Origin of the sequence: Shewanella sp. UCD-KL21, assembly GCF_001957135.1 — a bacterium.
Lineage (GTDB): Bacteria > Pseudomonadota > Gammaproteobacteria > Enterobacterales > Shewanellaceae > Shewanella.
In genome coordinates, this window is the sequence record NZ_MPHK01000032.1 from 1 (window position 1) to 24,101 (window position 24,101).

Annotated in this window: 21 protein-coding genes; 8 read left to right on the forward strand and 13 right to left on the reverse strand. The window is 42.7% G+C overall.

The features are described 5' to 3' along the window. The coding region (locus BM739_RS18875) for a transposase domain-containing protein (protein WP_175609480.1) at nucleotides 1-216 on the reverse strand (216 nt) is incomplete at its 3' end. Between the two features lie 259 nt (nucleotides 217-475). Between BM739_RS18875 and BM739_RS18880 the strand changes: the two genes are divergently transcribed. Next, nucleotides 476-1,615, forward strand: a complete 1,140-nt coding sequence (locus tag BM739_RS18880; RefSeq protein ID WP_175609554.1) for a BamA/TamA family outer membrane protein — start codon at nucleotides 476-478, stop codon at nucleotides 1,613-1,615. 133 nt (nucleotides 1,616-1,748) lie between these two features. Beyond that, the gene (pdxY, locus tag BM739_RS18885; protein ID WP_076543179.1) at nucleotides 1,749-2,603 is read left to right on the forward strand and encodes a pyridoxal kinase PdxY; all 855 of its coding nucleotides are present in this window, start codon (nucleotides 1,749-1,751) and stop codon (nucleotides 2,601-2,603) included. Between the two features lie 168 nt (nucleotides 2,604-2,771). Here the strand turns inward: pdxY and yghU are convergent, their stop codons facing one another. Together yghU and BM739_RS18895 are read right to left on the reverse strand one after the other, a co-directional pair. Beyond that, nucleotides 2,772-3,632 (reverse strand): glutathione-dependent disulfide-bond oxidoreductase, encoded by an 861-nt coding sequence (gene yghU, locus BM739_RS18890; RefSeq protein ID WP_076543180.1) that lies wholly within the window; start codon nucleotides 3,630-3,632, stop codon nucleotides 2,772-2,774. 251 nt (nucleotides 3,633-3,883) lie between these two features. After that, a complete protein-coding gene (locus tag BM739_RS18895; RefSeq protein WP_076543181.1) occupies nucleotides 3,884-5,956 on the reverse strand; it encodes a M13 family metallopeptidase in 2,073 nt (690 codons plus the stop codon). A 287-nt stretch (nucleotides 5,957-6,243) separates the two neighbouring features. Here BM739_RS18895 and BM739_RS18900 point away from each other — a divergent pair, with 287 nt between their 5' ends. Together BM739_RS18900 and BM739_RS18905 are read left to right on the forward strand one after the other, a co-directional pair. Then, entirely contained in the window at nucleotides 6,244-6,564 is a 321-nt protein-coding gene (locus BM739_RS18900; RefSeq protein ID WP_076543182.1) for a hypothetical protein, read from the forward strand. A gap of 81 nt (nucleotides 6,565-6,645) precedes the next feature. Beyond that, nucleotides 6,646-7,182 (forward strand): NUDIX hydrolase, encoded by a 537-nt coding sequence (locus BM739_RS18905; protein ID WP_076543183.1) that lies wholly within the window; start codon nucleotides 6,646-6,648, stop codon nucleotides 7,180-7,182. 197 nt (nucleotides 7,183-7,379) lie between these two features. On the opposite strand, the gene BM739_RS18910 is transcribed toward BM739_RS18905, so the two are convergent. Continuing rightward, complete coding sequence (locus BM739_RS18910; RefSeq protein ID WP_139326926.1) at nucleotides 7,380-8,132, reverse strand: DJ-1/PfpI family protein; 753 nt, start codon at nucleotides 8,130-8,132, stop codon at nucleotides 7,380-7,382. A 473-nt stretch (nucleotides 8,133-8,605) separates the two neighbouring features. Here BM739_RS18910 and BM739_RS18915 point away from each other — a divergent pair, with 473 nt between their 5' ends. Further along, nucleotides 8,606-10,072: a carbon starvation protein A gene (locus BM739_RS18915; protein ID WP_076543184.1), complete on the forward strand. Its 1,467-nt coding sequence runs from the start codon at nucleotides 8,606-8,608 to the stop codon at nucleotides 10,070-10,072. A gap of 371 nt (nucleotides 10,073-10,443) precedes the next feature. On the opposite strand, the gene BM739_RS18920 is transcribed toward BM739_RS18915, so the two are convergent. The 3 genes from BM739_RS18920 to BM739_RS18930 form a co-directional block, all read right to left on the reverse strand. Continuing rightward, nucleotides 10,444-12,375, reverse strand: a complete 1,932-nt coding sequence (locus BM739_RS18920) for a bifunctional diguanylate cyclase/phosphodiesterase (protein ID WP_076543185.1) — start codon at nucleotides 12,373-12,375, stop codon at nucleotides 10,444-10,446. A gap of 506 nt (nucleotides 12,376-12,881) precedes the next feature. Then, nucleotides 12,882-13,322: a cyanase gene (gene cynS / locus BM739_RS18925; protein WP_076543186.1), complete on the reverse strand. Its 441-nt coding sequence runs from the start codon at nucleotides 13,320-13,322 to the stop codon at nucleotides 12,882-12,884. A gap of 51 nt (nucleotides 13,323-13,373) precedes the next feature. After that, nucleotides 13,374-15,095, reverse strand: coding sequence for a bifunctional protein-serine/threonine kinase/phosphatase (locus BM739_RS18930; RefSeq protein WP_076543187.1), 1,722 nt, complete (start codon nucleotides 15,093-15,095; stop codon nucleotides 13,374-13,376). A gap of 409 nt (nucleotides 15,096-15,504) precedes the next feature. Here BM739_RS18930 and BM739_RS18935 point away from each other — a divergent pair, with 409 nt between their 5' ends. Beyond that, the gene (locus BM739_RS18935) at nucleotides 15,505-15,879 is read left to right on the forward strand and encodes a hypothetical protein (RefSeq protein ID WP_076543199.1); all 375 of its coding nucleotides are present in this window, start codon (nucleotides 15,505-15,507) and stop codon (nucleotides 15,877-15,879) included. Between the two features lie 299 nt (nucleotides 15,880-16,178). On the opposite strand, the gene BM739_RS18940 is transcribed toward BM739_RS18935, so the two are convergent. Further along, nucleotides 16,179-17,069, reverse strand: coding sequence for a LysR substrate-binding domain-containing protein (locus tag BM739_RS18940; RefSeq protein ID WP_217697855.1), 891 nt, complete (start codon nucleotides 17,067-17,069; stop codon nucleotides 16,179-16,181). 260 nt (nucleotides 17,070-17,329) lie between these two features. On the opposite strand from BM739_RS18940, the gene BM739_RS18945 reads away from it, so the two are divergent. After that, on the forward strand, nucleotides 17,330-18,292 hold the full coding sequence (locus BM739_RS18945; RefSeq protein ID WP_076543188.1) for a TDT family transporter: 963 nt from the start codon (nucleotides 17,330-17,332) through the stop codon (nucleotides 18,290-18,292). A gap of 2 nt (nucleotides 18,293-18,294) precedes the next feature. Here the strand turns inward: BM739_RS18945 and BM739_RS18950 are convergent, their stop codons facing one another. The 4 genes from BM739_RS18950 to BM739_RS18965 all read right to left on the reverse strand — a co-directional run bounded on the left by BM739_RS18950 (nucleotide 18,295) and on the right by BM739_RS18965 (nucleotide 22,723). After that, entirely contained in the window at nucleotides 18,295-20,652 is a 2,358-nt protein-coding gene (locus BM739_RS18950) for a penicillin acylase family protein (RefSeq protein ID WP_083698226.1), read from the reverse strand. A 141-nt stretch (nucleotides 20,653-20,793) separates the two neighbouring features. Continuing rightward, nucleotides 20,794-21,552: a DUF2057 domain-containing protein gene (locus BM739_RS18955; protein ID WP_076543189.1), complete on the reverse strand. Its 759-nt coding sequence runs from the start codon at nucleotides 21,550-21,552 to the stop codon at nucleotides 20,794-20,796. Between the two features lie 155 nt (nucleotides 21,553-21,707). Beyond that, entirely contained in the window at nucleotides 21,708-22,349 is a 642-nt protein-coding gene (locus BM739_RS18960) for a sulfotransferase family protein (RefSeq protein ID WP_076543190.1), read from the reverse strand. A gap of 95 nt (nucleotides 22,350-22,444) precedes the next feature. Then, nucleotides 22,445-22,723, reverse strand: coding sequence for a peptidylprolyl isomerase (locus BM739_RS18965; protein ID WP_076543191.1), 279 nt, complete (start codon nucleotides 22,721-22,723; stop codon nucleotides 22,445-22,447). Nucleotides 22,724-22,871: 148 nt separating this feature from the next. Between BM739_RS18965 and BM739_RS18970 the strand changes: the two genes are divergently transcribed. Further along, nucleotides 22,872-23,543 carry a DsbA family protein gene (locus tag BM739_RS18970; protein WP_076543192.1) on the forward strand — a complete coding sequence of 224 codons (672 nt, stop codon included), beginning with the start codon at nucleotides 22,872-22,874 and terminating at the stop codon, nucleotides 23,541-23,543. A 147-nt stretch (nucleotides 23,544-23,690) separates the two neighbouring features. Here the strand turns inward: BM739_RS18970 and BM739_RS18975 are convergent, their stop codons facing one another. Next, nucleotides 23,691-23,921 (reverse strand): cytochrome c3 family protein, encoded by a 231-nt coding sequence (locus BM739_RS18975; RefSeq protein WP_076543193.1) that lies wholly within the window; start codon nucleotides 23,919-23,921, stop codon nucleotides 23,691-23,693. Nucleotides 23,922-24,101: the final 180 nt, after the last annotated feature.

Sequence of the window (24,101 nt, forward strand, 5' to 3'; positions counted from 1 at the left end):
GCAGACTTCTTTTATGGATTGATTACGGATTAATCCCATCCACAGCACGAGCCAGACGGCTTGCTGCGCAGGCAAACGACGATTACGGATACTTGCCTTGTTGGCTGAAAGTAATGATTGTTCTATCCACTGTGAATCGATAGCCTCCATTACAGAAGCATAATCTCCACTTTCTTCTACTGACTCATGAACTAACTCAAGCTCTTGCGCAAACATAAAAAAATCCCTACCAGAATACTGGTAGGGATTATCATTCATCTGCAGGATCGTTCAAGTGTTCTTAACCGATCGGCATTAAATCTTTTGATTGGCATTTTTTATGCCTGATTAAAAATTTTTGTACTATATTTCAGAGTGATACAAAGTATTAAAAACGGTGACAACAAAGCTTAATTGGGCAAGGTTGCCACATGGTGTATTAGCTGGGTGATACTAGGGTAAATGACTTAGGGGAATATCGATGGGAACGATAAGATTGAATTTTATTGTAATTGGATCATTGCTGTGGGCGTTGCTGACACCGATGACTGCTGCTAATGATAATGCGGAAGATAAAGCTGAAGATAGTGTTGCCAATGAGCCAAGCTCATTAGTACCAAATTTAAAAGAAAACCAAGCACCTTTAACCGTCAATAAAGGCAATTTTGTGGCAGCGCCCATTCCGTTTTCAAATCCGACTATTGATTCAGGCTTAGGCGGATTAGTGGGCTACTTTTATCCACAAACCGCAGAGCAAAAAGCGGTACAACCGCCTTCAGTTACCGGTATAGCTGGGTTTTATTCCAGTAATGACAGCTGGGGCGCGGCTGTTGGTCATGCCAGTTATTGGGATAATAATAACTGGCATTTAAAAGGTGGTGTCGCCTATGCCGATTTAAAGTTGCCGTTAGTGTCAACCGAGTTGCTTGGTTTACCTATCGACGTTGATTGGGACATTAGCGGTTACGGTGCGCTGCTTGAATTGGAGCGGCGCATTAGTGGCAATTGGTTTGTCGGGGTTAATGGGGTATTCATTGATTTTGAACAAGATTTTAATGTTAACATTAGCGCCATTGATTTTGACTTACGGAATGAAATTGTCTCCGCAGGGCTTGGTGCTGGGATTATTTATGATTCTCGTGATGTGCCTACTAACCCTTATGATGGTTATTACTTTAAGCTCAATGGCACTTTTTTTGATGATGCCATTGGCAGTGATACCAACTTTGAATCTTATTCATTAGAGTTTGATGGTTATTTTCCTGTGCATGAGTCGATTACCGTGGCTTATAAATTAAAAGGCTGCTTGAAAGAGGGTAACGTGCCGTTATGGGCAGCCTGTCGTTTAGGGTTACGTGGTTTTTCCTCTACTGAATATATGGCCTTAGGTGCCATAGAAACAGAGGCTGAAGCCCGGTGGCGTTTTCATAAGCGCTGGGGATTAGTGGGTTTTATTGGCGCAGGTAAATTGGATGATGTGAATCATGCGGATAAATCTGATGATATCATTCCTTCATACGGTATTGGTGTGCGCTTCATGCTCCAACCGGCAGAGCGAATTAATTTACGCTTAGATTATGCTCGCTCATCTAATAATAACGATGCGCTTTACCTTTCTGTTGGTGAAGCATTTTAATATCGTTATTTTAGTCTATGACTTATATTAGATGCTGGTTATATTCGGTGTTGGTTATATTGGTTGTCGTTAACTGATATTCTTTAAATCTAGATAGTTAATTATTCTTAAAAAATAAATAAAAGAGAGTGTTATGAAAGGTGTTATTTCTATCCAGTCGCATGTTGTTTACGGCCATGCAGGAAATAGTTCAGCAGTATTTCCTATGCAGCGTATGGGTTTAGAAGTTTGGCCTATTCATACAGTGCAGTTTTCAAATCATACTCAGTACCAACAGGGCTGGACTGGGCGGGCTTTTTCTGCCGATGATATTAATGAGCTGGTGGCAGGTATTGGTAACATAGGTAAGCTTGCAGATTGTCAGGCGGTGTTGTCAGGTTACCAAGGCAGTGCTGAGCAATGCCAAGCAGTGATCCAAACCATTCAAAAGGTTAAAGAAATAAACCCCAAGGCGATTTATGTTTGCGATCCCGTTATGGGCGACCCTGAAAAAGGCTGTATTTTGGCTGATGGTATTACTGAGCAATTAATAAAACAAGTGATGCCGCAAGCTGATGTGATTGTTCCCAATCAATTTGAGCTGAGTCAGTTCACTCAGATGGAGATTACCAATCTTGAGCAAGCTAAAGCTGCTTGCCAAAAAGCATTGTCGTTAGGGCCTGATATTGTGTTAGTTAAACATCTACACAGCATCGCTGATGAGACATTCACTATGATGCTGGCAACCAAAGAGGGCTGTTATATCAGTCAACGTCCACAACTTGAGTTTGTAAAACAGCCAGTTGGTGTTGGTGATTTAATTTCGGCGCTATTTACCGCAAGTTTAGTGCAAGGTTTATCGGCTGTTGAGGCATTTGAACATGCAACCGATGCTTGTTATGGGGTGTTAAAAGAGACCGCTCATCAGCGCCAGTGGGAGCTGCAAACTATTGCGGCGCAGCAAGAGCTGGTGACGCCTTCAGAGCACTTTAAAGCGGTAAAAGTATAGTGTAATAACTGCTGCAATTAGCAGTAGGCAATCAATCTGGTTAAGTTGTTTATTTTATTGTAAATAGCTTAATGTAGCTTGATGAACCCAAACTAAAAACCACGCTTATTATGTTAAGCGTGGTTTTTTTATTGGCATTGCTATTTGCTTAATTCAGGGCTTTAACTTTTAAATTTTTGGCTGTTTACTGAGTACTTCATCAATGTCTGCAGCACTGTGACGATTAGGCAGTTGCTCCCATTCTTCGCCCCATGTGCGATTGACGATACGACCTCGTTTGACCGCTTGTCGCTGGGCGATAGTATTGGCCCAACGTACTAAGTTCGAGTAGCTGGCGACATCTAAAAACTCTGCAGCATCATAAAGGTGGCCCAGTACCAAGCTGCCATACCATGGCCAAATTGCCATATCAGCAATTGTGTATTCATCGCCGGCAATAAAGGCATGTTTCGCTAATTGCTTATCAAGCACATCAAGCTGGCGTTTGGCTTCCATTGCAAAGCGGTTAATCGGGTATTCAAACTTTTCTGGTGCATAAGCATAGAAGTGACCAAAGCCGCCCAAGTAAGGCGCTGCCCCTTGAAGCCAAAATAACCAGTTTAATACCTCGGTGCGCTGGGCAAAATCTGTTGGTAAAAAGTGGCCAAATTTATCGGCTAAATACACCAAGATAGCGCCTGATTCAAATACCCTAACTGGGGTAGCGCCGGAGTGATCAGATAATGCCGGAATTTTAGAGTTAGGGTTAATATCAACAAAACCAGAAGAGAACTGCTCACTTTCACCGATATTAATTAAGTAAGCATCGTACTCGGCCGCTGTTACCCCTTTGGCCAGTAGTTCTTCTAACATGATGGTGACTTTCTGGCCGTTAGGTGTGGCTAATGAATGTAGCTGAATTGGGTGCTTGCCTACGGCTAATTCTTTTTGGTGACGAGCGCCTGAGTCAGGTCGGTTAATGCTTGCCCATTGACCACCATTTTCTTGGTCCATGGTCCAGACTTTTGGCGGTACATATTCGTAGCTCATGATGTTTCCTTATCTGTGTAAGCGCGTGTGCAGGATATATTCTGTGATAGAAAATATATTGGGACTGATACGAGATTAACAACACTAAAGTTCATAACCCTTGGATATTATTTAGCTGTGAATATCATATGGGGTTACTGTCAATTGAGCTGCACTCAAAAGCTCAATCATTAATATAAAATGCCAGTCAGTGAGGTGAACTGAACTGGCATTTTATTACGGTAAGTTTTATTGGTTAGGTTTTAGCTTAACTACCAAATACGTACACGCTCATCTTCTGGTAGGTAAAGTTTATCACCCGGTTTCACATCAAAGGCTTTATACCATGCGTCGAGGTTACGTGGCGCTAATGCGCGGTAACGTCCCGGTGCGTGGGTTCCTGCGCGCAGCTGACTTAGCATGCTTTGCTCGGTGCGCTTTTCTTTCCACACTTGCGCCCATGCTAAAAAGAAGCGTTGATCGCCAGTAAGGCCATCTATAATCGGTGCTTCTTTGCCGTTTAAACTCAGTTGATACGCGTTATACGCCATGGCTAAACCGCCAACATCACCGATATTTTCACCAAGGCTATTACGGCCATTAACGAAGTTGTCTGGGATTGGCTCGTATAAACTGTATTGCGCAGCTAGTTGGTCGGCTTTAGCATCAAAGGCGGCTCTATCTGAGTCGGTCCACCAGTTACGTTGAATACCGTTGGCGTCTGATTTTGAGCCTTGATCATCAAAACCATGGCCCATTTCGTGGCCAATAACGGCGCCGATACCGCCATAGTTCACTGCGGCATCTGCGTTAGGGTCAAAAAAGGGTGGTTGTAAAATCGCGGCAGGGAATACAATCTCGTTGAATGAACTATTGTAATAGGCATTGACAAATTGTGGCGTCATGCCCCAACGGTTACGGTCGGTTTTTTGTAGCTCTTTAGCAACGCTATCAGCATGAAAATATTGACGTAAGTTGTGGATATTCGCCACTAAATCTTTGCTTGTCAGTGATAAACCATCAAACTGTTGCCATACATCTGGGTAACCAATTTTTGGTTTAAAGGCGGCAAGTTTAGCGTGGGCATTGACCTTGGTTTCTGCGCCCATCCAATCTAGGCCGTCAATACGTTGACCCAGAGAAGTACGTAAGTTCTCAACTAGCTCGGCCATTTGCTGCTTTGATGATTCAGGGAAGTAGCGTGCCACATACACTTTACCAATCGCAAAACCTAATGATTGGGTACCTGACATTTCAGCGACTGCGCGCTTCCAGCGTGGTTTAGGCTCTTCTTGTCCGCTTAACTCTTTACCGTAAAAGGCAAAGCTGGTGTTGTAGATATCTTCTGACAATAACTCTGCATTGTTACTGATGGTGTGGAACGTGAGGTAATCTTGCCATACATTAAGAGGCTGCTGATTAACTAAGCTAATCATTGCTTTAACGGGTTCAGGCTGTGAGATATTTAATTGTGGAACTTGATAGCCGGTTTGTTCGATAAACAAATCCCAGTTAAAGCCTGGGTACTGGGCGGCTAAATCGGCACGTTTTACTTGGTTAAGGGTAAGATCGCGATTACGGCGCTTTTCTCTTGGCCATTGACCCTGAGCAATTTTTGTTTCCAACGCCAAAATGGCTTCAGCGCGGGCGCTGCCATCTTTAATACCGGTATAGACCAGCATGGCGGTGATATGTTCAACGTAGGCTTTGCGGATTTTAACGAAACGTTCGCTGTCTTCTAGATAATAAGACCGATCAGGTAAACCTAAACCGCCTGCGCCAATAGACATTTCATATTGATCTGGATTGATACGATTAAACCACATGCCACCATAAATCGGCGATGCCGCATCGGTTAACCAAGTTTGACCGAAGACTTTGGTTAAGTCGTCAGTGTTGTTAATGTTGTTGATGCTATCAAGGGTTGCTTGAATTGGGCTGACACCCAGCTTATTAATGGTGTTAGTGTCCATGTAAGCATTATAAAAATCAGCGATAAGTTGCTCTTCAGCATTTAAGTCACTGCGGCTGACGATATCATCAATAATTTCTTTAACTTGGGTTTCACTGCGCTCTGCTAATGCGGTAAAGGCGCCATAACGGGTTTTATCTGCTGGCATTTCAAAATTGTCATACCAAGTACCACTGGCATACATAAAGAAGTCATCGCCGGGTTTAACGGCTTCATTGCGGGCACTTAAATCAATGCCAAAATTACCAAGCTCAGCTGCGCCTTTGGCTTGGACAGTGACTTCTGCTGCTTCATTAGTGACTTTGACATCAGATGCACCGCATGCGCTTAAAAAACTGGAGGCGAGGGCGATAGCGATTAAGGACTTTTTCATTATTATCTTCTTCCTTGTTGGTAATTAAAGTATTTATAGAGAGTTTTTTAGATAAAAATTAGCTAACAATATTGTTAAGCCAAGGGAAAATGTCAACCTTGTAATTGTTAGCAAGTTTGAGCAAAGCATTGTTGGGCGTCAATTGATTCAGCTAGAAGTAGTAACACTATGCTTTAAAGCTTATTTGGGCGGTGAGCTTTAACTGCAGCTAACGGGCGCATATTAATCAGCGCGTAGTTTGTGTATAACTAGTTTATACCATTCAGTTTCAGCTTTTTAGGCTAATTATGTCCAGCAACCCAATTGCTAATAAACAATCAATTATCATCATTTTAAGCTTGCTGTTAGCAACGGTTTCAGCGCTGACCTATATAACCAAGTCCAACCAAAGTCATAGCCCTGAAACTTGGACATCATTTGTTTATAAAAATGGTTATGAGTCAGCCAGTTATTTGATGCAAGATGGTTTTAATGATTATGCTTCATGCAAAATTTACTCCCAAGATATGTCAGCAACTTATAGCAGCGCCCCGTGGCAATGTGGTTTAAATTGTCGTTTTGATTCAATGAGGCAAGGCTTTGAATGTGAGTCGATGATTAACGATTAATCTGCAGTTGCCGCTACCCCCTCAGATTGAAATCAAGTTATTTGCCACGTATCATGCGCTTTTTTCATCAGCTTGAATATTATGCGACACTTAAAAACCTGCCATCACTCTGACACACCCATCGAGTTTGTTGCCGCTAATCAACAACAGATGCTGACGCGAATTGCTGCTAGAGCAATTGTGTTAAAAGATAATAATATTTTGATGTTATATACCGAGCGTTATCACGATTACACCTTGCCAGGTGGCGGTGTTGATGATCATGAAGATATTGAGCAAGGGTTGATCCGTGAGTTACAAGAAGAAACCGGTGCGAAAGCTATTAGCAATATTACCGCATTTGGGGTTTATGAAGAGTTTCGCCCTTGGGAGCGTGATGGCTATAAAGTGATAAACATGCTGAGCTACTGTTTTAGCTGTGAGATAGATAGTGAGCTGGGTGAGACTCGATTTGAAGCCCACGAAATTAGCAACGGCATGAAGCCAGTATGGATTGATATTGATGAGGCGATTCAGCACAACCTTAATACCATTGCCAATAGCGCTAAAAAAGGCTTATCCATTGAACGTGAAACCTTTTTGCTCAAGTTAATTAAAGCTGAGCTTATCAAGGTCTAGCTTTGAGCTAAGAGCAGACTTGGTGTCCTAGAGTTAGTGCCCTAGAGTTAGTGTAGAGCTAATAATGGTTACTCGACATATTCCTTTAACGCCCAATAAATAACCTATGGGCGTTGTCTTTACGGAGAGTATTGTTAAAACTGCTCGTAGCTTAATTGCTAAGCTTTTAATAAATAGCTTTTTAATAAATAGCTGGATTAAGTCAGCGTCGCATAGATATCGTTATCTGCATCCTCTATCCAGTGGTATTCCGTCAGGGTCTGAATTCTTTTAGCTTCATCAATCCCATGGCATTGTTTGACCCAATACAGGGCGGCATCGGTGCCTGCGGATACCCCAGAGGAGGTCAAAAATGGCCCATCATCAACCCACCTTGCTTTAGGCTGCCACAACACTTGAGCATTTAATGACGTCACCCATTGATAAGCCATTTTATTGGTGGTTGCTTTATAGCCATTAAGTACGCTTGTTTTTGCCAGTAATGCTGCGCCAGTGCAAATACTAAATACTTTTTGGCTAACCGTGACTTGTTGTGATAACCAACGAAGCAGTTGAGCGTCATTGACCAGCTTTCTGGTGCCGATCCCACCGGGGATAAGCAATAACTCGCATGGGTAAGTGTTATCTAATGAGCCATCTGCTACGACTCTTGGGCCTTGGTAGCTTTTCACAATAGCGCTTGCTGCCACCAGTTTGATTTCCGCATGGGGCATATGGCCGAGCATTTCGATTGGGCCGTGAAGATCTAGGGTTTCATAATCATCAAATACTAAGGCAATGATGCGATAGGACGCGCGAGTGTTATCGCGAGCGGTTTCAGCGACGTCGGTGCTAAATAGGTTAGATGTTGAATGCGTTGTTGCTGTAGTGCTATTTGCACTGGTGCTGGTAACCATTGCACTGGCTGTCAGTACAGAGGCTGTTTTTAAAAACTGTCGACGATCTATCATGAAATTAATCCATTAAGTAATGAACTGAATTAGTGTCGTTGTTTTAACAATAATTCCTTTAGCTTTTGTAAAAGCATGAATTCTTGATAAAGAGTTTGAATTAATCGCCACTTTGCTGTTTTTTGAGATATGAGTAACCTTTTAAATTCTGCGTATGGACGGCGATCACAAAAATGGCTTTTGCTTACAGGTTTATTAATTAGTAATTAAGCAACAGTTTTGAAATGCAATTTTCATAGAGGCTGACTAAATTGTTGAAATAGCCGTTTTATCAGTGGCTACAGCTTTTGTGAGAGGGGGTTATTCGATGTCGCGCGAATGATTGTTTCTTTTAGTTGGTAATATATCTACGGTTTAATGATTTGAGTTGCGCAACCCCGACCTTGGTATAACACTGGATAGCTTGACCAATGATAGTAACTACCTGACACTCTATGCTAACCAAATACCCTACCAAGTATGGATAATAAAAAATGCTAATTTTCTTTATTTGTATTGCGATGTTAGTCCTCGCTTATAAATTCTACAGCCCTTTTGTAGAGCGCCAAGCAGGCATTGACCCCAATGCAAAAACACCTCAAACACGCTTCGATGATGGGGTTGATTATGTCAAAGTTCATCCCGTTAAAGCCTACCTTATTCAATTTCTCAATGTTGCCGGTGTAGGCCCGATCTTTGGCCCTATTTTAGGGGCTTTATATGGTCCAATCGCCTTGGTATGGATTGTACTGGGTAATATTATTGGCGGCGCGGTACACGACTACTTCTCTGGTGTGTTAAGTATCAAAGAAGACGGCAAAAGTTTACCTGAAATCGCTGGGCATTATTTTAATGTTTACTTTAAAGGTGTCATGCTGATCTTCACTGCGATGTTACTGTTTTTCGTTGGTGTGGTTTTCATCATGAGCCCTGCGGGACTCCTTAGTAACTTAGAGTTCTTTGAAGGCACTATCTTTGCTAACAATACTTTCTGGGTATTGGTTATTTTAGGCTATTACTTCTTAGCGACATTGTTACCCATTGATAAAATCATCACTAAATTGTACCCATTATTTGGTCTACTCATGATTGTGATGACAGTATCAATTGCAGTGGCACTGCTTATCAGTGCGCCGCAATTGCCTGAGGTCGCTGACATTTTTGCTTATTTTGACCATAGCCATTATAACAATGATTTATTAGAGCCAAATCCTGATGGTTTACCAGTATGGCCGTTATTATTTGTCACCATTACTTGTGGTGCCATTAGTGGTTTCCATTCAACCCAAGCCCCTATTATGGCTCGCTGTCTAACCAACGAAAAATATGTTCGCCCGGTTTACTACGGCGCTATGATGTCAGAAGGTATTGTGGCTTGTGTATGGGCAACAGCGGGTATTGCGGCTTTCCCTGGTGGCTATGCGGAGCTTAAGAGCATTCTTGATGCGGGTGGTCCAGGCTTAGTGGTTAACCAAGTAGCAAGTACATATCTTGGTTTTGCGGGTGGTATTATGGCGATTATTGCAGTGGCCATTTTCCCCATAACCTCGGGTGATACAGCGTTCCGCTCATTACGTTTGACTATTATTGATGCGTTTAAAATTCCGCAAAGTATGCGTAATCGCTTGTTATTAGCCATTCCAATTTTAGTGATTGCGTACTTTATGACTAAGATTGATTTCTCATTAATCTGGCGCTATTTCGCTTTCTCAAATATGTTACTTTCAACCAGTGTATTGTGGCTGGCAACTAAGTATTTATTTGACCGTGGCACCTTCCACTGGATTGTGAGTTTGCCTGCGATTATTGGTACTTGCGTTACTGTTTCTTATATTTTGACTGCGGGTATCGGCCTTGGCTTGCCGCAGAACATGAGTCAACCTGCAGGTATTGCAACGGGTATTGTGTGTTTAATCGCGCTTATTATTGCCCATAATCGACGTAAGGTTGTAGTGGCTTAGCGGCCCTATAGTCGTCCATTTTGCTGCTTACTGCTGCCTATTAACTACTAGGCCGTAACAGTGACTATGATGCTAATGTTTAGGATTGTAGCGTTAAAAAACCGATGCTGTCATCGGTTTTTTTATGCCTAAGTTTGGCCTAAGTTTGGCCTAAGTAAAGCAACCGGAAAAGACTGATCTCAATTAGTTGAGTTGCAGTTCGCAGTATGCTTTGGCTGGTGAGTGAGTATGCTCAAGCGTGTCAATTTAGTTGTTTAACCTAGTGTCTCAGCTTGATGACTCTAAGAGGTTAAAAGGCGAGAAAGAGGCTTTATCTGGCCTATATTTGGCCTATATTTGGCCTTGTTGTAGCGTGGAGGGGCTAGTTGCAGTTAAGTTTCGCCATTTTTATTGATAATCGGATTACACACTCCGGTGCCCGTTAATGCAATATGATTAAGGTTGTTTTTGATCACTTTAGAGCCGACATTGAACGAGGTTTCGGGCCGACTAATAAGGTAGCCTTGCACACAATGAATGCCCAGTTTTTTGATTAATTCAAATTGAGAGGCCACTTCAACGCCTTCAGCAACCACTTTTAAATCAAGGGTTTTTCCTAGGTTACTAATCGAGTCTAAAATCTTTTCGTATTTAGGGTTAATAGTCGCTTGGTCAATAAACAGCTTATCAATTTTGATCACATCAACGGGCAAATTGGCCAATGTTGAAAGGGAGCTAAAGCCTGTGCCAAAATCATCGATGGCAATTAATACCCCTTGGCGGCGTAGTTTTTGTAAATCATTAATAATAGTGTCAGATGCATGAATTAAACATGATTCAGTTATTTCCAATAATAATGCTCTAGCTGGTAAGCCTGTTTTCGCTAAGGTGTCCATAATCCAGTCGTATAACGGCACATGCTTTAATTGCACCCCTGAAATATTCACTGAAATTCGGACTTTATTCATACCGGCATTGTGCCAAGCTGACATTTGGCGGCAGGCTTCAAATAAAATCCAGTTACCAAGTTCAAGGATCAAGTTTGAGTCTTCTGCGATTGGGATAAATTCAGTTGGGGTGATTGGGCCTTCAATAGGGTGATTCCAACGGACCAAGCATTCGAAGTAATCAATACTGCAGTCATCAACGCTGACAATCGGTTGAAATGATAAGCTGAAATTTTGGCTGGCAATGGCTAAACGCATTTCTTCAAGTAGGTAGTGGTAGCGGCGAATCTTATTACCCATTTCTGGCGAATAGACACGAAAAATACCGCGGCCATCGGCTTTGGCGCGGTACATGGCCACATCGGCCATTTGTAATAGTGTATTGGGGGTTGATGCACTGTCAGGGTAGCTAGCAATGCCAATACTAGCACCAATTTTTATGATTTTATTACCAAGTACGAAATCTCGTTCAACTTCTTGTAGCACGTTTTTAGCGACTTCCACCGCACGGTTGTCATCGTCAATGTGATCAATAAAAATAGAGAATTCATCACCGCCTAAGCGGGATAGATTTAGCTCTAAATTTATCCCAGTGCCCATATAGCTTAGGTCATGGTTTCTGATCACTGTGGATAGTCGATTGGCGACTTGTATGAGCACTTCATCACCAAAACTGTGGCCAAATGAATCATTAACCTGTTTGAAACCATCTAAGTCTATAAACAATAAGGCTTGTTTGGTGCCATCTTTTTGGGCCCGTTGTAATTGGGTTTCTAAATGCTCAAGGTAGGCGTGACGGTCGACAAGTCCAGTGAGTTTGTCTTGAAATATGGTTAACTGAGTATCAAGGTGGTGCTGTTTTACGTGTCGGTTCAGTTCATTCAGTGCCATGCTAATGTGTGACAGGGAATTATTGGTTGGCTTGTTTGGCAGCGTGATTTTAAAGGTCGCTAATAATTTGTCGGTTTCATTACTGATAAATGCCAGTGACGAACTGTTTTTTCTGTCAGAGCTGGCTTTGATATAAAAAGGGATAAAGCTGGCAAGTATAAACATGAGTAATAAGGGCACATTACTGAACATCATCATGGCACTAAATACGTCAGTGACCTTGACTACGGTCAGTTCTTTGTCAGTTCGAGTCAGTACTGCAAAGTAATGCTGTTCAGATTTAACGATATCATTTTCTAAAAACAGCCACTTTTCCCAATTTGAGTGAGTATCGGTCACCTTAGAGGGGGCAATTTTAGTCACTTTGTGGTGAAAATTTTCAGTATGGATAGCATCGATACCCTGACTAAAACTTAACACTACTAACACGTTCAGCATCATCAAAAGGCTAATTAGCATGAATACGAACTTTGAAATTTTAGTCATAAAGAGTCTTAGTAAAGTGTGCCGATTGAAAATGTATAATGTTCGTATTTTGTTTGTGTTAGTTAGCTATTTTGTTTCAATGATGTAGCGACTGAATTATAAGCTCATTAATACGGGGATACAAGATTTTTGGATTATCTATTTGTTAAAAAATACAATAAATATAATATGTTACAAATGTAACAAAGCTTTTTATGTGGACACGGGAAGAGCTTTTAACCACATTTATGACTGGCTTTAAATTGGCGTTTTTACAGTGCAATAAGGTGAAGTGATAATATGAATTAGCATTATATTCGGCGCTATCGCCAATTTGCTTTGAAGCGTCGATTATTTGCCCAACATAGACACCACAAAAGTATTAAGGTAATAGTTCTGCTTTGGTTAGCTTTATCGTGTCACTGTTACAAAACATCCCACCGCCGATTAATGGCGATAGGATTTATTAGCTAGCGAGGCTATGGTTTAGGCGGTAACACTTTGTCTCGCTCAGTTGTGATTGCCTGTTACCATTTCTTATAAGGTAAAAATTTACCATTCATGGTCACTAATACGCGATCGCCTTTGGGATCTTCAATTTTATCAATGTTTAAACTAAAGTCGATTGCGCTCATTATTCCGTCACCAAATTTTTCATGGATCACTGCTTTCATCGGCATGCCATACACCTGCATGATTTCGTAAAAGCGATATACCAATGGATCAGTAGGCACTGTCGGGCCTAAGCCTTTAAGTTGGGAGTCGGTAAGTGGCATCATTTGCTCTGCTTCGATACCTAAGGCTTGTGCAATTTGAATTACTTCAGCTTCAGATGCACAGGCTTGGCCGTAGCATAATGCCGCCACCCAGACCTCATCTCGGCCCACCATCTGACCTATATCATTGAAGGTGAGTTTTTGCGCTTTTTTGGCAGCTAAAATCGTTTTACTTAGGGTGTTGATTTCCATAGTGCAGCTCCAGTTTAAGTGACATAGTTAAGGTAAAAGTGAATTAGCACATCAGCGCAATATTAATAGCAAGATGATGAGGCTTAACATGGCTGAAATCCCTTGCCAGAACTTAACAGGCTCGCGCTCGATAAGTGGGGCCCGAGTTTTATTTAAAAAGGCTTGAGTGGGATGACGCAGATCGTATAAGTATTCTGATAATTCGCTGTAGCGTTTATAGGGATTAGGATGGAGCGCTTTTTTTAACACATCATCAATCCAAGCCGGGATGTCGCGCTCATCATCCAGTACCGATTGATATACCAAGCGGTTTTGCGCCGCTTTGGTTCTTGCTTGGGACATTTTACCGTCAAAGGGTAATTTTCCGGTGAGCATTTGATAGGTGATCACCGCCAGCGAAAAGTTATCAGCCATATGGGTGGCAGCTTCACCGACAAAGTATTCGGGGGCGGTATATTGCACTGTGCCGAGAATATCGGCATGCACGATTGGGGATGATATTTCAGCAAGACCTGCGACTTTAGTGGCTCCAAAATCTATGATTTTTACCATGCCATTCACGTCAATCATGATGTTTTCAGGACGTAAATCTTGATGGATCATTTCTTTCCGATGAAACGCTCGCAAGCCTTTAGCGATTTGCTCGACAATATCACGCACGGTTTCAATAGCGGGTTGTGGATTATCTAACATCCACTGGCTCAGGGTAATGCCTTCAATGTACTCCATAGCCACATAGAGATAGTTACGCTGTTTAGTGGGCGGACAAGGCTTAAGGATATGGGCATTATTAAGCCTTCTGGCGATCCACTCTTCCATTAAAAATCGTTCAAGATAAGCAGGATCACCTTGTAAATCGATTGATGGTGTTTTAATAACAACTTTTTCTAGCTTGTCGGTATCCATGGCCAAGTACACATGGCTGCGACTGCTATGGTGCAAAGCCCTGAGTATTTGGTAGCCGTCAAAATTCATTCTGGCATCAAGAATTGGCGGGAAAGCTTGTTCGGTGAGTTTTTGCAGGGCTTCATCTGCGCTTTGCAGCGGTAGGTCATCAATGCGAATAATTTGAATGGTTAAATTGTCTTGGCTGCCATTGGCCAGTGCAACATCGGCAATGACTTGGGCGGCAATATCTAAGGCCTGATGATGTAATTTTATTAATGCGTTAATTTCGTCTTCGGAAATAAATTCATAAATGCCATCGGTTGCTAGGATAAAAGTATCACCGACTTCTAGCGCCTTAGCATCATAATCGATTTCTAAGAAGGGGCTAATACCTAGGCCGCGGTTAAGGTAGCTTTTATGATCGCTTACCCACAGGCGGTGATCTTCAGTGAGCTGGGTCATTTCATTATCCCGCAACCGATAAATGCGGCTATCACCAATATGAAACACGTGGGCAGTGGTCGATTTGAACACCATCGCGCTTAAAGTGCATACATAACCGCGATCCTGATCAAATCGATGTTCACTTTTTTGGGATTGGGAATAGAGCCAAGAGTTTGTGGCGGTTAAAACCTGAGCGGCGGACTTTTTTACCGACCAAGATTCTGGCGTGCAACTGTAGTCATCTAAAAAGCCCCTCACGCTAGCTTCACTGGCTATTTGGCTCACATCACTACTACTGATCCCATCAGCAATAGCAATGGCAATGCCCTTAGAGGTCAATAGTGGTTGCTTTGGGATCGTGGCGCCATGAAAATCTTGGTTGATTTCCTTAATGCCTTTATTGGAATATTGGCCTATTGAAACGGCGAGCGTTCGAGTCATATATTGTCTTGTTAAGCTAAAAGTAATGGCTCATCAGCGCCAATCATAAATACTTGCTTTAAAGTGCAACTACCATTCCAAAACGAGACCAGGGCGCAATTTTAACTAAGATAAAAGGCTGACAAGTTAGAGAGTTACTGCATTGCTATTGCCTAGCGCTAACTAAGTTAAACCAATGAAAGCTGGGGATGGCGCTCAGTTGCTCCTTTGCTTTGTAACGCAATGGTGCAGTGTGAACCATTAACGCACTTAAATAGATCGAAATAGCGGCTGAGACTGGCTTATTGGCTTTGGGGTTAAAACATCAGCTATTAGCAATAGTTAATTTAACGGGCTGTGTTTTATATAACGGTTTATATCTTTAAAATCAGTATAATTATACTTAAGCTAATTAACTGTGGAACACGCTGTGCTTACAAAAATACTAGTAACCTTGTTAGTGATCGTCGCTTGTGTGCTGTACATACGCAGCGGTCGTGGCACAAAAAAAAAGCCGGCTTTAGTGTCAATGGGCAGTGATTCTTCACCGCTATTTTCAAAGTTGATCATTTATCCGATGATCGCAGTTTCGATGTTAGCAACCGCAGCCTTTTGGGGCTGGTCATGGTATGACGATAATAAGATTGTGCAAGTGACCATTTCATCGCCTGTTGAAGCGATGTCGGCAACTTATTATGTGCGCAAAAAAGACATTGAAGCGCAGCGCATCACCACTGTGGATGGCATTCAAATTCGCTTATCTAACCAAGAGCGTATAACGGTAACGGCACCCGCTACTAAGTGATTTTCAGTTCGACTCGATGAACAAGTTATTTAGTTTTTCGATTGCCATTGCAAGCAAAACGCCATAAAGCGTTTGAGTAGTGGATTTTGGTACTTGTGTTTATGTACTAGCAATCAAAAACAAATGGGCGGCATTACAGCCGCTGCAATATCCTATCAAGGCTGAACACTCGATTGCCATTGCAAACAAAACGCCATAAATCTTTTGAGTAGTGGATTTTGGTACTTGTCTTTATGTACTAGCAACCAGAAACAAATGGGCGGCATTACTGCCGCTGCGATACCTTATTGATATCAAGGCTAGACACTTGATTGCCATTGCAAACAAAACGTCATAAAGCGTTTGAGTAGTGGATTTTGGTACTTGTCTTTATGTACGAGTAGCCAAAAGCTGCGCGGCATTTCAATCGGTTGTTTGAGTAAACTGACTCGGCCACTTTCTATGGCATATTGCGCGGCTAAGGTTGATAAGCAACCTAAGCCCAGCCCTGCTGAGACACTGCTAATTAACGCCTCTGTGGTATTAAGCTCAAAGGCCAGTTGCCAGTGTTTAAGTTGTGGCGCCAGCGTATTAATAAAGCATTCCCGCGAGCCAGAACCTGGCTCTCTTAACACCCAATCATGATTGTCTAAATCGCTAATAGTTAACTTTTCAAGCTTAGCTAGAGGGTGATCAGAAGCGCTAATAACACACATGTTATCGGCACTGAAGGGCACAGAGATGAGATCTGGGTGGTGATTCTCTCGTTCAATTAAGGCGACATCGAGTTCAAAATCGAGCAGTTTTTGGCAAATAGAGGCAGAGTTTGAAATGAATAAACTTTGGCTGAAGTGTTGCTGTTGCTGGCGAAACTGGCTCAGTAAATAAGGGCTAACATGGTTGCCTATGGTGTCACTACTGCCAAGTCTGAGTTTACCGCGATAGGTGTGCTCATCATCAAAGAGGGTATTGATTTGCTGGGCGCGATCCAGCAGTTCATCGGCCAAAGGCAGCAGTTTTTGACCTTCTTGATTAAGGATAAGTCGATTATTCACGCGATCAAATAACGGCTGTCCTAAGTGCTTTTCAAGCTCTGCTAGCGCCATGCTTACCGCCGCTTTTGATAAGCACAGTTTTTCAGCTGCAGCAGTTAAGGTGTTGTGCTGAGTAATAGCGTTAAATACATTGAGCTGCCGCAAAGATATTTGTATCGCCATGGTGCTATCATCCCCGCTTTTCATGGTTATCATTAGCGCTGATTGAGGTTTAACGCCAGTTTGCTTTTATTGTCAGTTGTGTTGATGGCCTAATTATACGTTCAATTTAACTTAACGCATGTTTTAAATAATTGGATATACCTGAACAATTAGCAAGAGTAATATTAACTCAAGCTAAAAATTTGAAACTCTTTTATTGCAATCTCTTTGATTGCCAACAAAGGGTTTTATCCGAGAGTTAAGTTGAGGTCACCATGATAAACATCGCTAAAGCTAAATTAATGACAGCTCCAACCCCAATGGCAGGCTTAGCATTGGCGATTGCGAGCTTAGGTTGGTGCTGGGAGAACCTCGCCGATTTACAAGGTTATGGTCAATGGGGCAGTGCTGTTATTGCGAGCCTATTATTACTGGTGTTAGCGGTGAAGTTTTTATGGCTGTCTCATACCTTAAAGGCTGATTTAGCACATCCTGTGGTTGGCAGTGTAGTACCGACTTTTGCCATGGCCACCATGGTGGTGTCTAACTCGGTTGGCCATTTTTATCCGCTATTGGGTGATGGGTTGTGGCTGTTTGCCCTTGGGCTGCATATCGTGTTTTTGGGCTGTTTTGTATATCACCGCGCCAAAGCATTTGAGCTACATCATATGCTGCCAAGTTGGTTTGTGCCGCCGGTGGGGATTATTGTGGCCGATGTGTCTTTTTCTGGTAACCCACAATTGACATTAATCGCCCATATCGCCTTGGTATTTGGCATGCTTGCCTATGCTGTGATGCTGCCGATGATGATTTATCGATTGATGTTTACCCATGAAGTACCTGATGCGGCCAAACCGACCATGGCAATTTTAGCAGCGCCAGCAAGCTTATCACTAGCGGGTTATTTAACGGTAACGGCTACGCCATCACCCATTATCATAGCCTTACTATTTGGCATTGCAGTGCTAATGACCAGCATTATTTACTTAGCTTTTTTTAAACTATTAAGCCTGCCTTTTAGTCCAGGTTATGCCGCGTTTACCTTCCCGATGGTCATAGGCGCGACAGCATTATTTAAAATGATCAGCTGGATGCAAAGCATTAATATGGCCGAGCAATACATTCAGCAAGTGCGGATACTGGCAACTATTGAATTAACGATAGCCACCGTGGTGGTGGCGTATGTTACCGCGCGCTATTTACATTTTTACCGGCCCCTAAGGGCAAAAGCCGCGTAAGTTTAGTGCGGCTTAATGGTTAGTGTGTGCTCGATAGTTTGTGGCAATAATGGCGTAGCTTGATTATTAACATATTGCTGATAACCACTGCGATAATAAGGCGATAACGGGTGGCCAGATTGACCACCAGGAATGCTCATGATGGCGTCTTGCTCATTACCCGGCTGTACGATAAATCGCTGTGAGGCGCCAAATGAGGCAGCTTGCACCGCTGGCATAAAGCTGTCGCCATAACCTTGTGCAGTAGGCATATCTAACCAATGGCTCAAAAAGGGCATCTGTTTTGAAAACGGGTGCTTAATGTCGAGCTTATTTACCTCACCCCAGCGTAAATCCGCGAGCTGATTATCGTGACTGTGCTGTTTAAGTAAGGCGGTTTTAGCCTGCTTATAGGCGCTGATGGCAAACTCATCCCAACTTTGGAATTGCTTAGGCAGCCAGCTTTTAGGTTGCTGATTGATTAGTTGCCACATAGGGGTTTCTAAATAGCGCTTAATCACAGCTAAGCTGCTGTTTTGGCTTGTTAGCTTAGTTTCAATCGGCGCAAAACTTTGATCTATCATGGCGGCGCGAAAATGTTTTACTAAGCTATAGCCCACCGAGTCTGCACAGGCACAATTGCCCCATTGATTGATGAACTTAACATCTTCTGCGAAGCGTTTAGGTTGTTGGCTTAGCAGAGTAAGTAGGTATTGCTGCCAAGGCTGTAAAAATCGTGCTTGATTATCTAGCTGCAAATTAAAAAAATCAGTTTCAGTAAATTGCTCTTGCTCATGTAATCTGTCCCGAATTTGCGTAGCGCGAGCCCCAAGGGCATAGCCGCCATCACCGAACTGGGCTAAATCTTGAGTGGAGATCACCCGTGAATTAGCGGTCCAAATACGATGGCTTAGTGGGTTCATGACACTTGGGACAGTGGATTGGGGCTGCTGCCAAGCTTGGGTTTGCACTTCAGTTGCTGTTTGAGCGACATTGGCAGGATTACTGCGACTAGGTAGCGCGCCAGCTATCTTCCAGCCCGCGTTGCCTTGGCTGTCTGCTAACAACATATTTTGCGCCGGAATACCGATACTGCTGGCTAATGCCAGCGCTTGATCGACTGTGGTTGTTTGCTCAAGTTTAATTAAGCCCATATTAACCGCATAGTCTTGATGGGCGACCCATGATAATGCGTAGTTTTTATCATTAACGGTTTTTACCGGGCCATATTCACTGACTTGTACTGTATGCATCACTTCTGAGCTGGGCAGTTTAATCGGCTCATATTCAAGTGCGATTTCTGTGTTGGCGTCAATTTCAATCCAGTCGGCGGTGTCCACATAACTGTTGGTAAATCCCCAAGCGAGGTTGCCATTAGAGCCCACGACAATGGCTGGAGCGCCGGGTAATGAGACGCCAGTTATTTGCGCCATTGGATTAGTATTATTTGGGGCGTTATTGGTTGTAGCATCGCTTAGGCTGGGGTAATTTAATTGCGCTCGATACCAGATAATAGGGACGGCAAACGACAAGTGCATATCATCAGATAACATTGCCCGGCCTGATTCGGTAAGCTCTCCGGTCACTGCCCAGTTATTGCTGCCGACCTCTAATGGGGCGGTGATGGTGCTGCTGTTCGCCTGAGCCAAAAGCTGGGGCTTAAGTGTTGGGATATCGCCGTCATAGTAGGGGATTTGGCTATCATCAAGGGCTGCCTGATGGTGGCTTGTTTGGGTTAAAAATGCCAGCATACCGGGGCCAAAGGCCTGTTTTATTTGGGTTAAGGCCATATCACGCTTAATGGTATTGCCTTGTAAATCAAGATACATACTAAATATGACCAATAAGCTGTCGGTTTCATGCCATGGTTGAGGACTTGTTTGGGTGAGTAGGTATTCAAATGAGGACAGAGTTTGCGCCTTTAGTGCGGCATTTACGCCTTTAGTGTAAACGCTAAGGGTTTGTTTTTCTTCTGTGGTTAAGCCATCAAATATCATTTGTGCCCGTTTACGTAGCTGATGAAAGCGGCGGCTTTTATCGCGCTCAAGTGCCTTTTCACCAAATATTTCAGCCAGTTCACCTGCGGCGTTGCGTCGTAATAAGTCCATTTGAAAAAAGCGGTCTTGGCTGTGGGCATAGCCAAGGGCATAGGAGGCATCAAGGCGGTTACTGGCGCTGATAATCGCCGTACCGAGTTCATCCCGCTCAATGGTGACAGGCGCTGTTATATCTTGGCTATTAACGCTTGTATTCAAGCTGGGCATACTTAGGCGCAATACACTATAAATGGCCAATAACACTAGCATGATCAGTACGACTAGGCTGGTGAGCGTGTATTTGGTGACGTTAGATTGCAACACCTTGGTAAAGCTAATAGACATGGTTATGACCCTAAATAATATTCGAGTCTATGATAACCAAGGTTACTAGTTTGTTAACAGTGTTTTATTGTTTATAGCAAAATAACTTAACTTTATAAAATAGCGTTTATAAATTAGCGATTGTAATTTAGCGTTAGTTAATCAGTGCTGATTAATTTTGGCTTTAAATTTAGCTCGGGTTTCTTGATTGGCTTTACTGTACCAATAATCGAGCATTTCACTGATTTCTGCCTGATCTTGAGCAATCGTCTTAGGTGTAATCGCGGTCGGAGCTAATGCAGGTGCAGCCGTGACAGTGGTTGCAGCGGCTGTGGTCGTAGGCGCAGCAGTTATGGTTGGTGTCGAGGTTATGGTTGCTGCAGAGGTAATTGTTGGCGCAGCCGTTAACCTTGGCTCAGTCGCGAGATTGGCGTTATCGACACTTAGCGACGTAAAGCTCATGGCGGCGGGTTTATTGCTAAGGTTGTACTGGCTGAGCTCAAGCTCAAAATCGCGGCCTAATTGCAGGCCATCTTTTAGGAGTAAATCTTGTGTGAACTCCACAGGTAGACTTTGGCTGTTGGTAAGGGTTAATTGGGGCGATTTATTAAAGCTATTGGCGGCATTTCGATTGCGTATGGTTGGCAGTTTAAGGCGATAGGTATCATTACTGGCGCTAAACTTTAAGATCACCGCTTCAGATTTAAATTGTGTCTGCATGCCGCTATCACGGTAATTAACCTGATAGCGAAATAGCAGCTGATTGTCACCTTCAACCAAAGTCACTTCATCAGCATCCAATTGTTGGCCATTTAATAGCAATACATCAACACTACTAGGAATATCCAATACGCTAGCGGCAAAGCTTGCAGGGCTGGTGATGACGACGAGGAGTCCGATGATAAGTGGATGTAATTTCATGGTGTTCTCATTATGGCTAGAAGTGGGCTTGGTCACTATAGGCATTGAATGATGCAGGGCGAGCAGTGACTATTTGTTCAAAAAGGGTAGTTAACAATGCTTAATCGTTCCATTAAGTTATAGCAAAGCTCGCCTGAGTTACAACTTAGGCATAACTAACTTTTAGGAATTTGGTAATCAAAATACTTGCGATGTTCTGGGCCTGCTAAGTTGGTGTTCACTTTATTAGGGTGTTTATATTCGCCCCAGCTTGCCACATGGGTGCCAACATTAAGTTGTGGAAACTCAGCAGTGGGGCTGTCATCTATACCAATGAAGTTGAGCAAAGTTTGCAGGCTATTGTTATCGCTAAGTGTGATCGATAGAAAGTCATCTCGATGCTTAAAATAACGGTAAACAGCTTGTTGATGCGCAAGGTAGCAAGCTTTTAAACGCGCTTCATCTAGCAGATTGTCAGCGTCTAACGGGCCAAAAGTTTGTTTGAAACAGCGCTTTAGGATCGGGTGAAAGGTGCCAGTTTTATCGGCAAGATTTGGCCTCATTTTTGTGAGTAGCATTTGTATTGATGCAACCCAAGTGTCGATAGGTCGGTCGATATAGACAAATTTGGCATCGGGAAATAACTGATCTAACTGTGGGTAATCACAAAAACAGGGGACATCTGAAACCACATCAGCCACTTCAAAAGCGCGTTTGGTTAACCCGATATGGGCGACTTTTAATCCCTGTTCAAGTAAGGCTACACTCACGCTGGTGGTGCCAGTTCTAGGCAAACCTATGATAAACACTTTGGCCATGATTGCTCTCGATTAATACTCAAGAAACAATGACGTTAGGCTTGGGTATGGTGAGTTAAATGTACGCTGAAAACGCAATAAACTAAGGTGACTCCTTAGGTGCGGTACAAAATTTTTATTACATGCCAACCGAACTTGGTTTTAACTAAATGGGGGGTAATAAGCTCACCAGTAAAACAGACTTTATCAAATTGTGGCACCATTTGACCTTTTTTAAATTCACCTAAGTTGCCGCCACTTTTTCCTGAAGGGCACGATGAATGTTTTCTTGCTAGCACATCAAATTTAGCGCCATTATCAAGTTGCTTGATTAAGTCTTCTGCTTGGGTTTTGTGTTTAACTAATATGTGCAGTGCTGCAGCGGTTCTGGCCATGGGGACTCTCCAATAAATAATGGCCAGATTATACCTTGTTTAATGGCAAAATTTGAATCGAATTTAATCGCCCGAGTTTGACTCTGATTTTTAGTTGATTTGATGATATAACAGCTAGCTTAGTCCCTTTAAAACAGATGAGTGATATATGTCTCAACGACTCAGCAGTCCGTTAGCGGAGCAGCCATTAGCCCGTAAGCAAGTGCAATTGTTTTACGTTTACGACCCTATGTGCAGTTGGTGTTGGGGATATCGCCCCACTTGGCTGGCATTAGCTGAGCAAATCAAGCTGCAGTTGCCTCAGGTGCAACTGACATACCTGTTAGGCGGCTTAGCTCCAGACTCTGATGCGCCTATGCCACAAGAAATGCAGCAATTTTTAGCTAACACCTGGCAAAAAATAGCGACGCAGCTAGGAACACAATTTAATTTTGATTTTTGGCGTCAATGCAAGCCAAGGCGTTCGACTTACCCCGCCTGTCGGGCTTGTCTTGTGGCAAGGCGCTATGGTTTAGAGCAGCAAATGCTGTTTGCCATTCAACAAGGCTATTATTTGCAGGCGCAAAACCCTTCAGATGACAGCGCACTAATTACATTCGCAAGCCAACTAGGTATTGATGAAGCAGACTTTAGGGCGCAATTAACCTCTAGTGCCACGCAGCAGCAATTACTGGCTGAGCTTAATGTGGCCCAGTCTTTACCTATTCAAGGTTTTCCGTCACTGATATTGGCGATTGCTCAGCAAAGCTATTGTATACCATTGGATTATAAAGACATTAATGTCAGCCTAAAAGCGATTAACAAGCTGTTAGCGGAGTAACTATCGGTTACTTTGGTTAATGACAGCTACAAAAAAACCAGTTGAGCGACAACTGGTTTTTGAGTGCTCTTACAGAGCGTTTAACACTTGATTTTGTGAGTTTGGCCAAATCTGGATTATGGGCAAGCTACATCAAGGTTAAGGAGCTTATTTTACTTCGTGGCAATCAGCACATTCAGTAATAGTAAGATCTGGTGTATGAAGATCAGTATCTAACTCGTGAGCGTCAGTTAGGCTGTGACAATCATTACAAGTTTCGATGTTTGCTTCCATTTCAGCATGCTCTTCAACATTGATAGCATTGTGACAATCAACACAATCAACAGCAAAAGCAGAACCTGCAAACATAAGTGCAGCAATCATAGATAAATATTTCATAGTAACTCCATCATCAGTTAAGGGGCTTAATCGCCCATGCTAAGAACCTAAGTTGGCCTTAACAAACCGCGCATACTCAATGAACCAATATCTTAATGAAAATAAATCCGTTACTTTAAAACTAAGAACACTGAAAATTGGATAGCACATTTTTTAAATTAGTCTTTGTAATACAGCCTA

Bases quoted from the DNA above. Each gene is read 5' to 3' on its own strand.
- BM739_RS18900 (WP_076543182.1), top strand. From the start codon at position 6,244: ATGTCCAGCAACCCAATTGCTAATAAACAATCAATTATCATCATTTTA.
- pdxY (WP_076543179.1), top strand. From the start codon at position 1,749: ATGAAAGGTGTTATTTCTATCCAGTCGCATGTTGTTTACGGCCATGCA.
- BM739_RS18905 (WP_076543183.1), top strand. From the start codon at position 6,646: ATGCGACACTTAAAAACCTGCCATCACTCTGACACACCCATCGAGTTT.
- BM739_RS18955 (WP_076543189.1), bottom strand. From the start codon at position 21,552: ATGAAATTACATCCACTTATCATCGGACTCCTCGTCGTCATCACCAGC.
- BM739_RS18965 (WP_076543191.1), bottom strand. From the start codon at position 22,723: ATGGCCAGAACCGCTGCAGCACTGCACATATTAGTTAAACACAAAACC.
- BM739_RS18960 (WP_076543190.1), bottom strand. From the start codon at position 22,349: ATGGCCAAAGTGTTTATCATAGGTTTGCCTAGAACTGGCACCACCAGC.
- cynS (WP_076543186.1), bottom strand. From the start codon at position 13,322: ATGGAAATCAACACCCTAAGTAAAACGATTTTAGCTGCCAAAAAAGCG.
- yghU (WP_076543180.1), bottom strand. From the start codon at position 3,632: ATGAGCTACGAATATGTACCGCCAAAAGTCTGGACCATGGACCAAGAA.
- BM739_RS18910 (WP_139326926.1), bottom strand. From the start codon at position 8,132: ATGATAGATCGTCGACAGTTTTTAAAAACAGCCTCTGTACTGACAGCC.
- BM739_RS18930 (WP_076543187.1), bottom strand. From the start codon at position 15,095: ATGACTCGAACGCTCGCCGTTTCAATAGGCCAATATTCCAATAAAGGC.
- BM739_RS18920 (WP_076543185.1), bottom strand. From the start codon at position 12,375: ATGACTAAAATTTCAAAGTTCGTATTCATGCTAATTAGCCTTTTGATG.
- BM739_RS18895 (WP_076543181.1), bottom strand. From the start codon at position 5,956: ATGAAAAAGTCCTTAATCGCTATCGCCCTCGCCTCCAGTTTTTTAAGC.
- BM739_RS18945 (WP_076543188.1), top strand. From the start codon at position 17,330: ATGATAAACATCGCTAAAGCTAAATTAATGACAGCTCCAACCCCAATG.
- BM739_RS18970 (WP_076543192.1), top strand. From the start codon at position 22,872: ATGTCTCAACGACTCAGCAGTCCGTTAGCGGAGCAGCCATTAGCCCGT.
- BM739_RS18950 (WP_083698226.1), bottom strand. From the start codon at position 20,652: ATGTCTATTAGCTTTACCAAGGTGTTGCAATCTAACGTCACCAAATAC.
- BM739_RS18915 (WP_076543184.1), top strand. From the start codon at position 8,606: ATGCTAATTTTCTTTATTTGTATTGCGATGTTAGTCCTCGCTTATAAA.
- BM739_RS18975 (WP_076543193.1), bottom strand. From the start codon at position 23,921: ATGAAATATTTATCTATGATTGCTGCACTTATGTTTGCAGGTTCTGCT.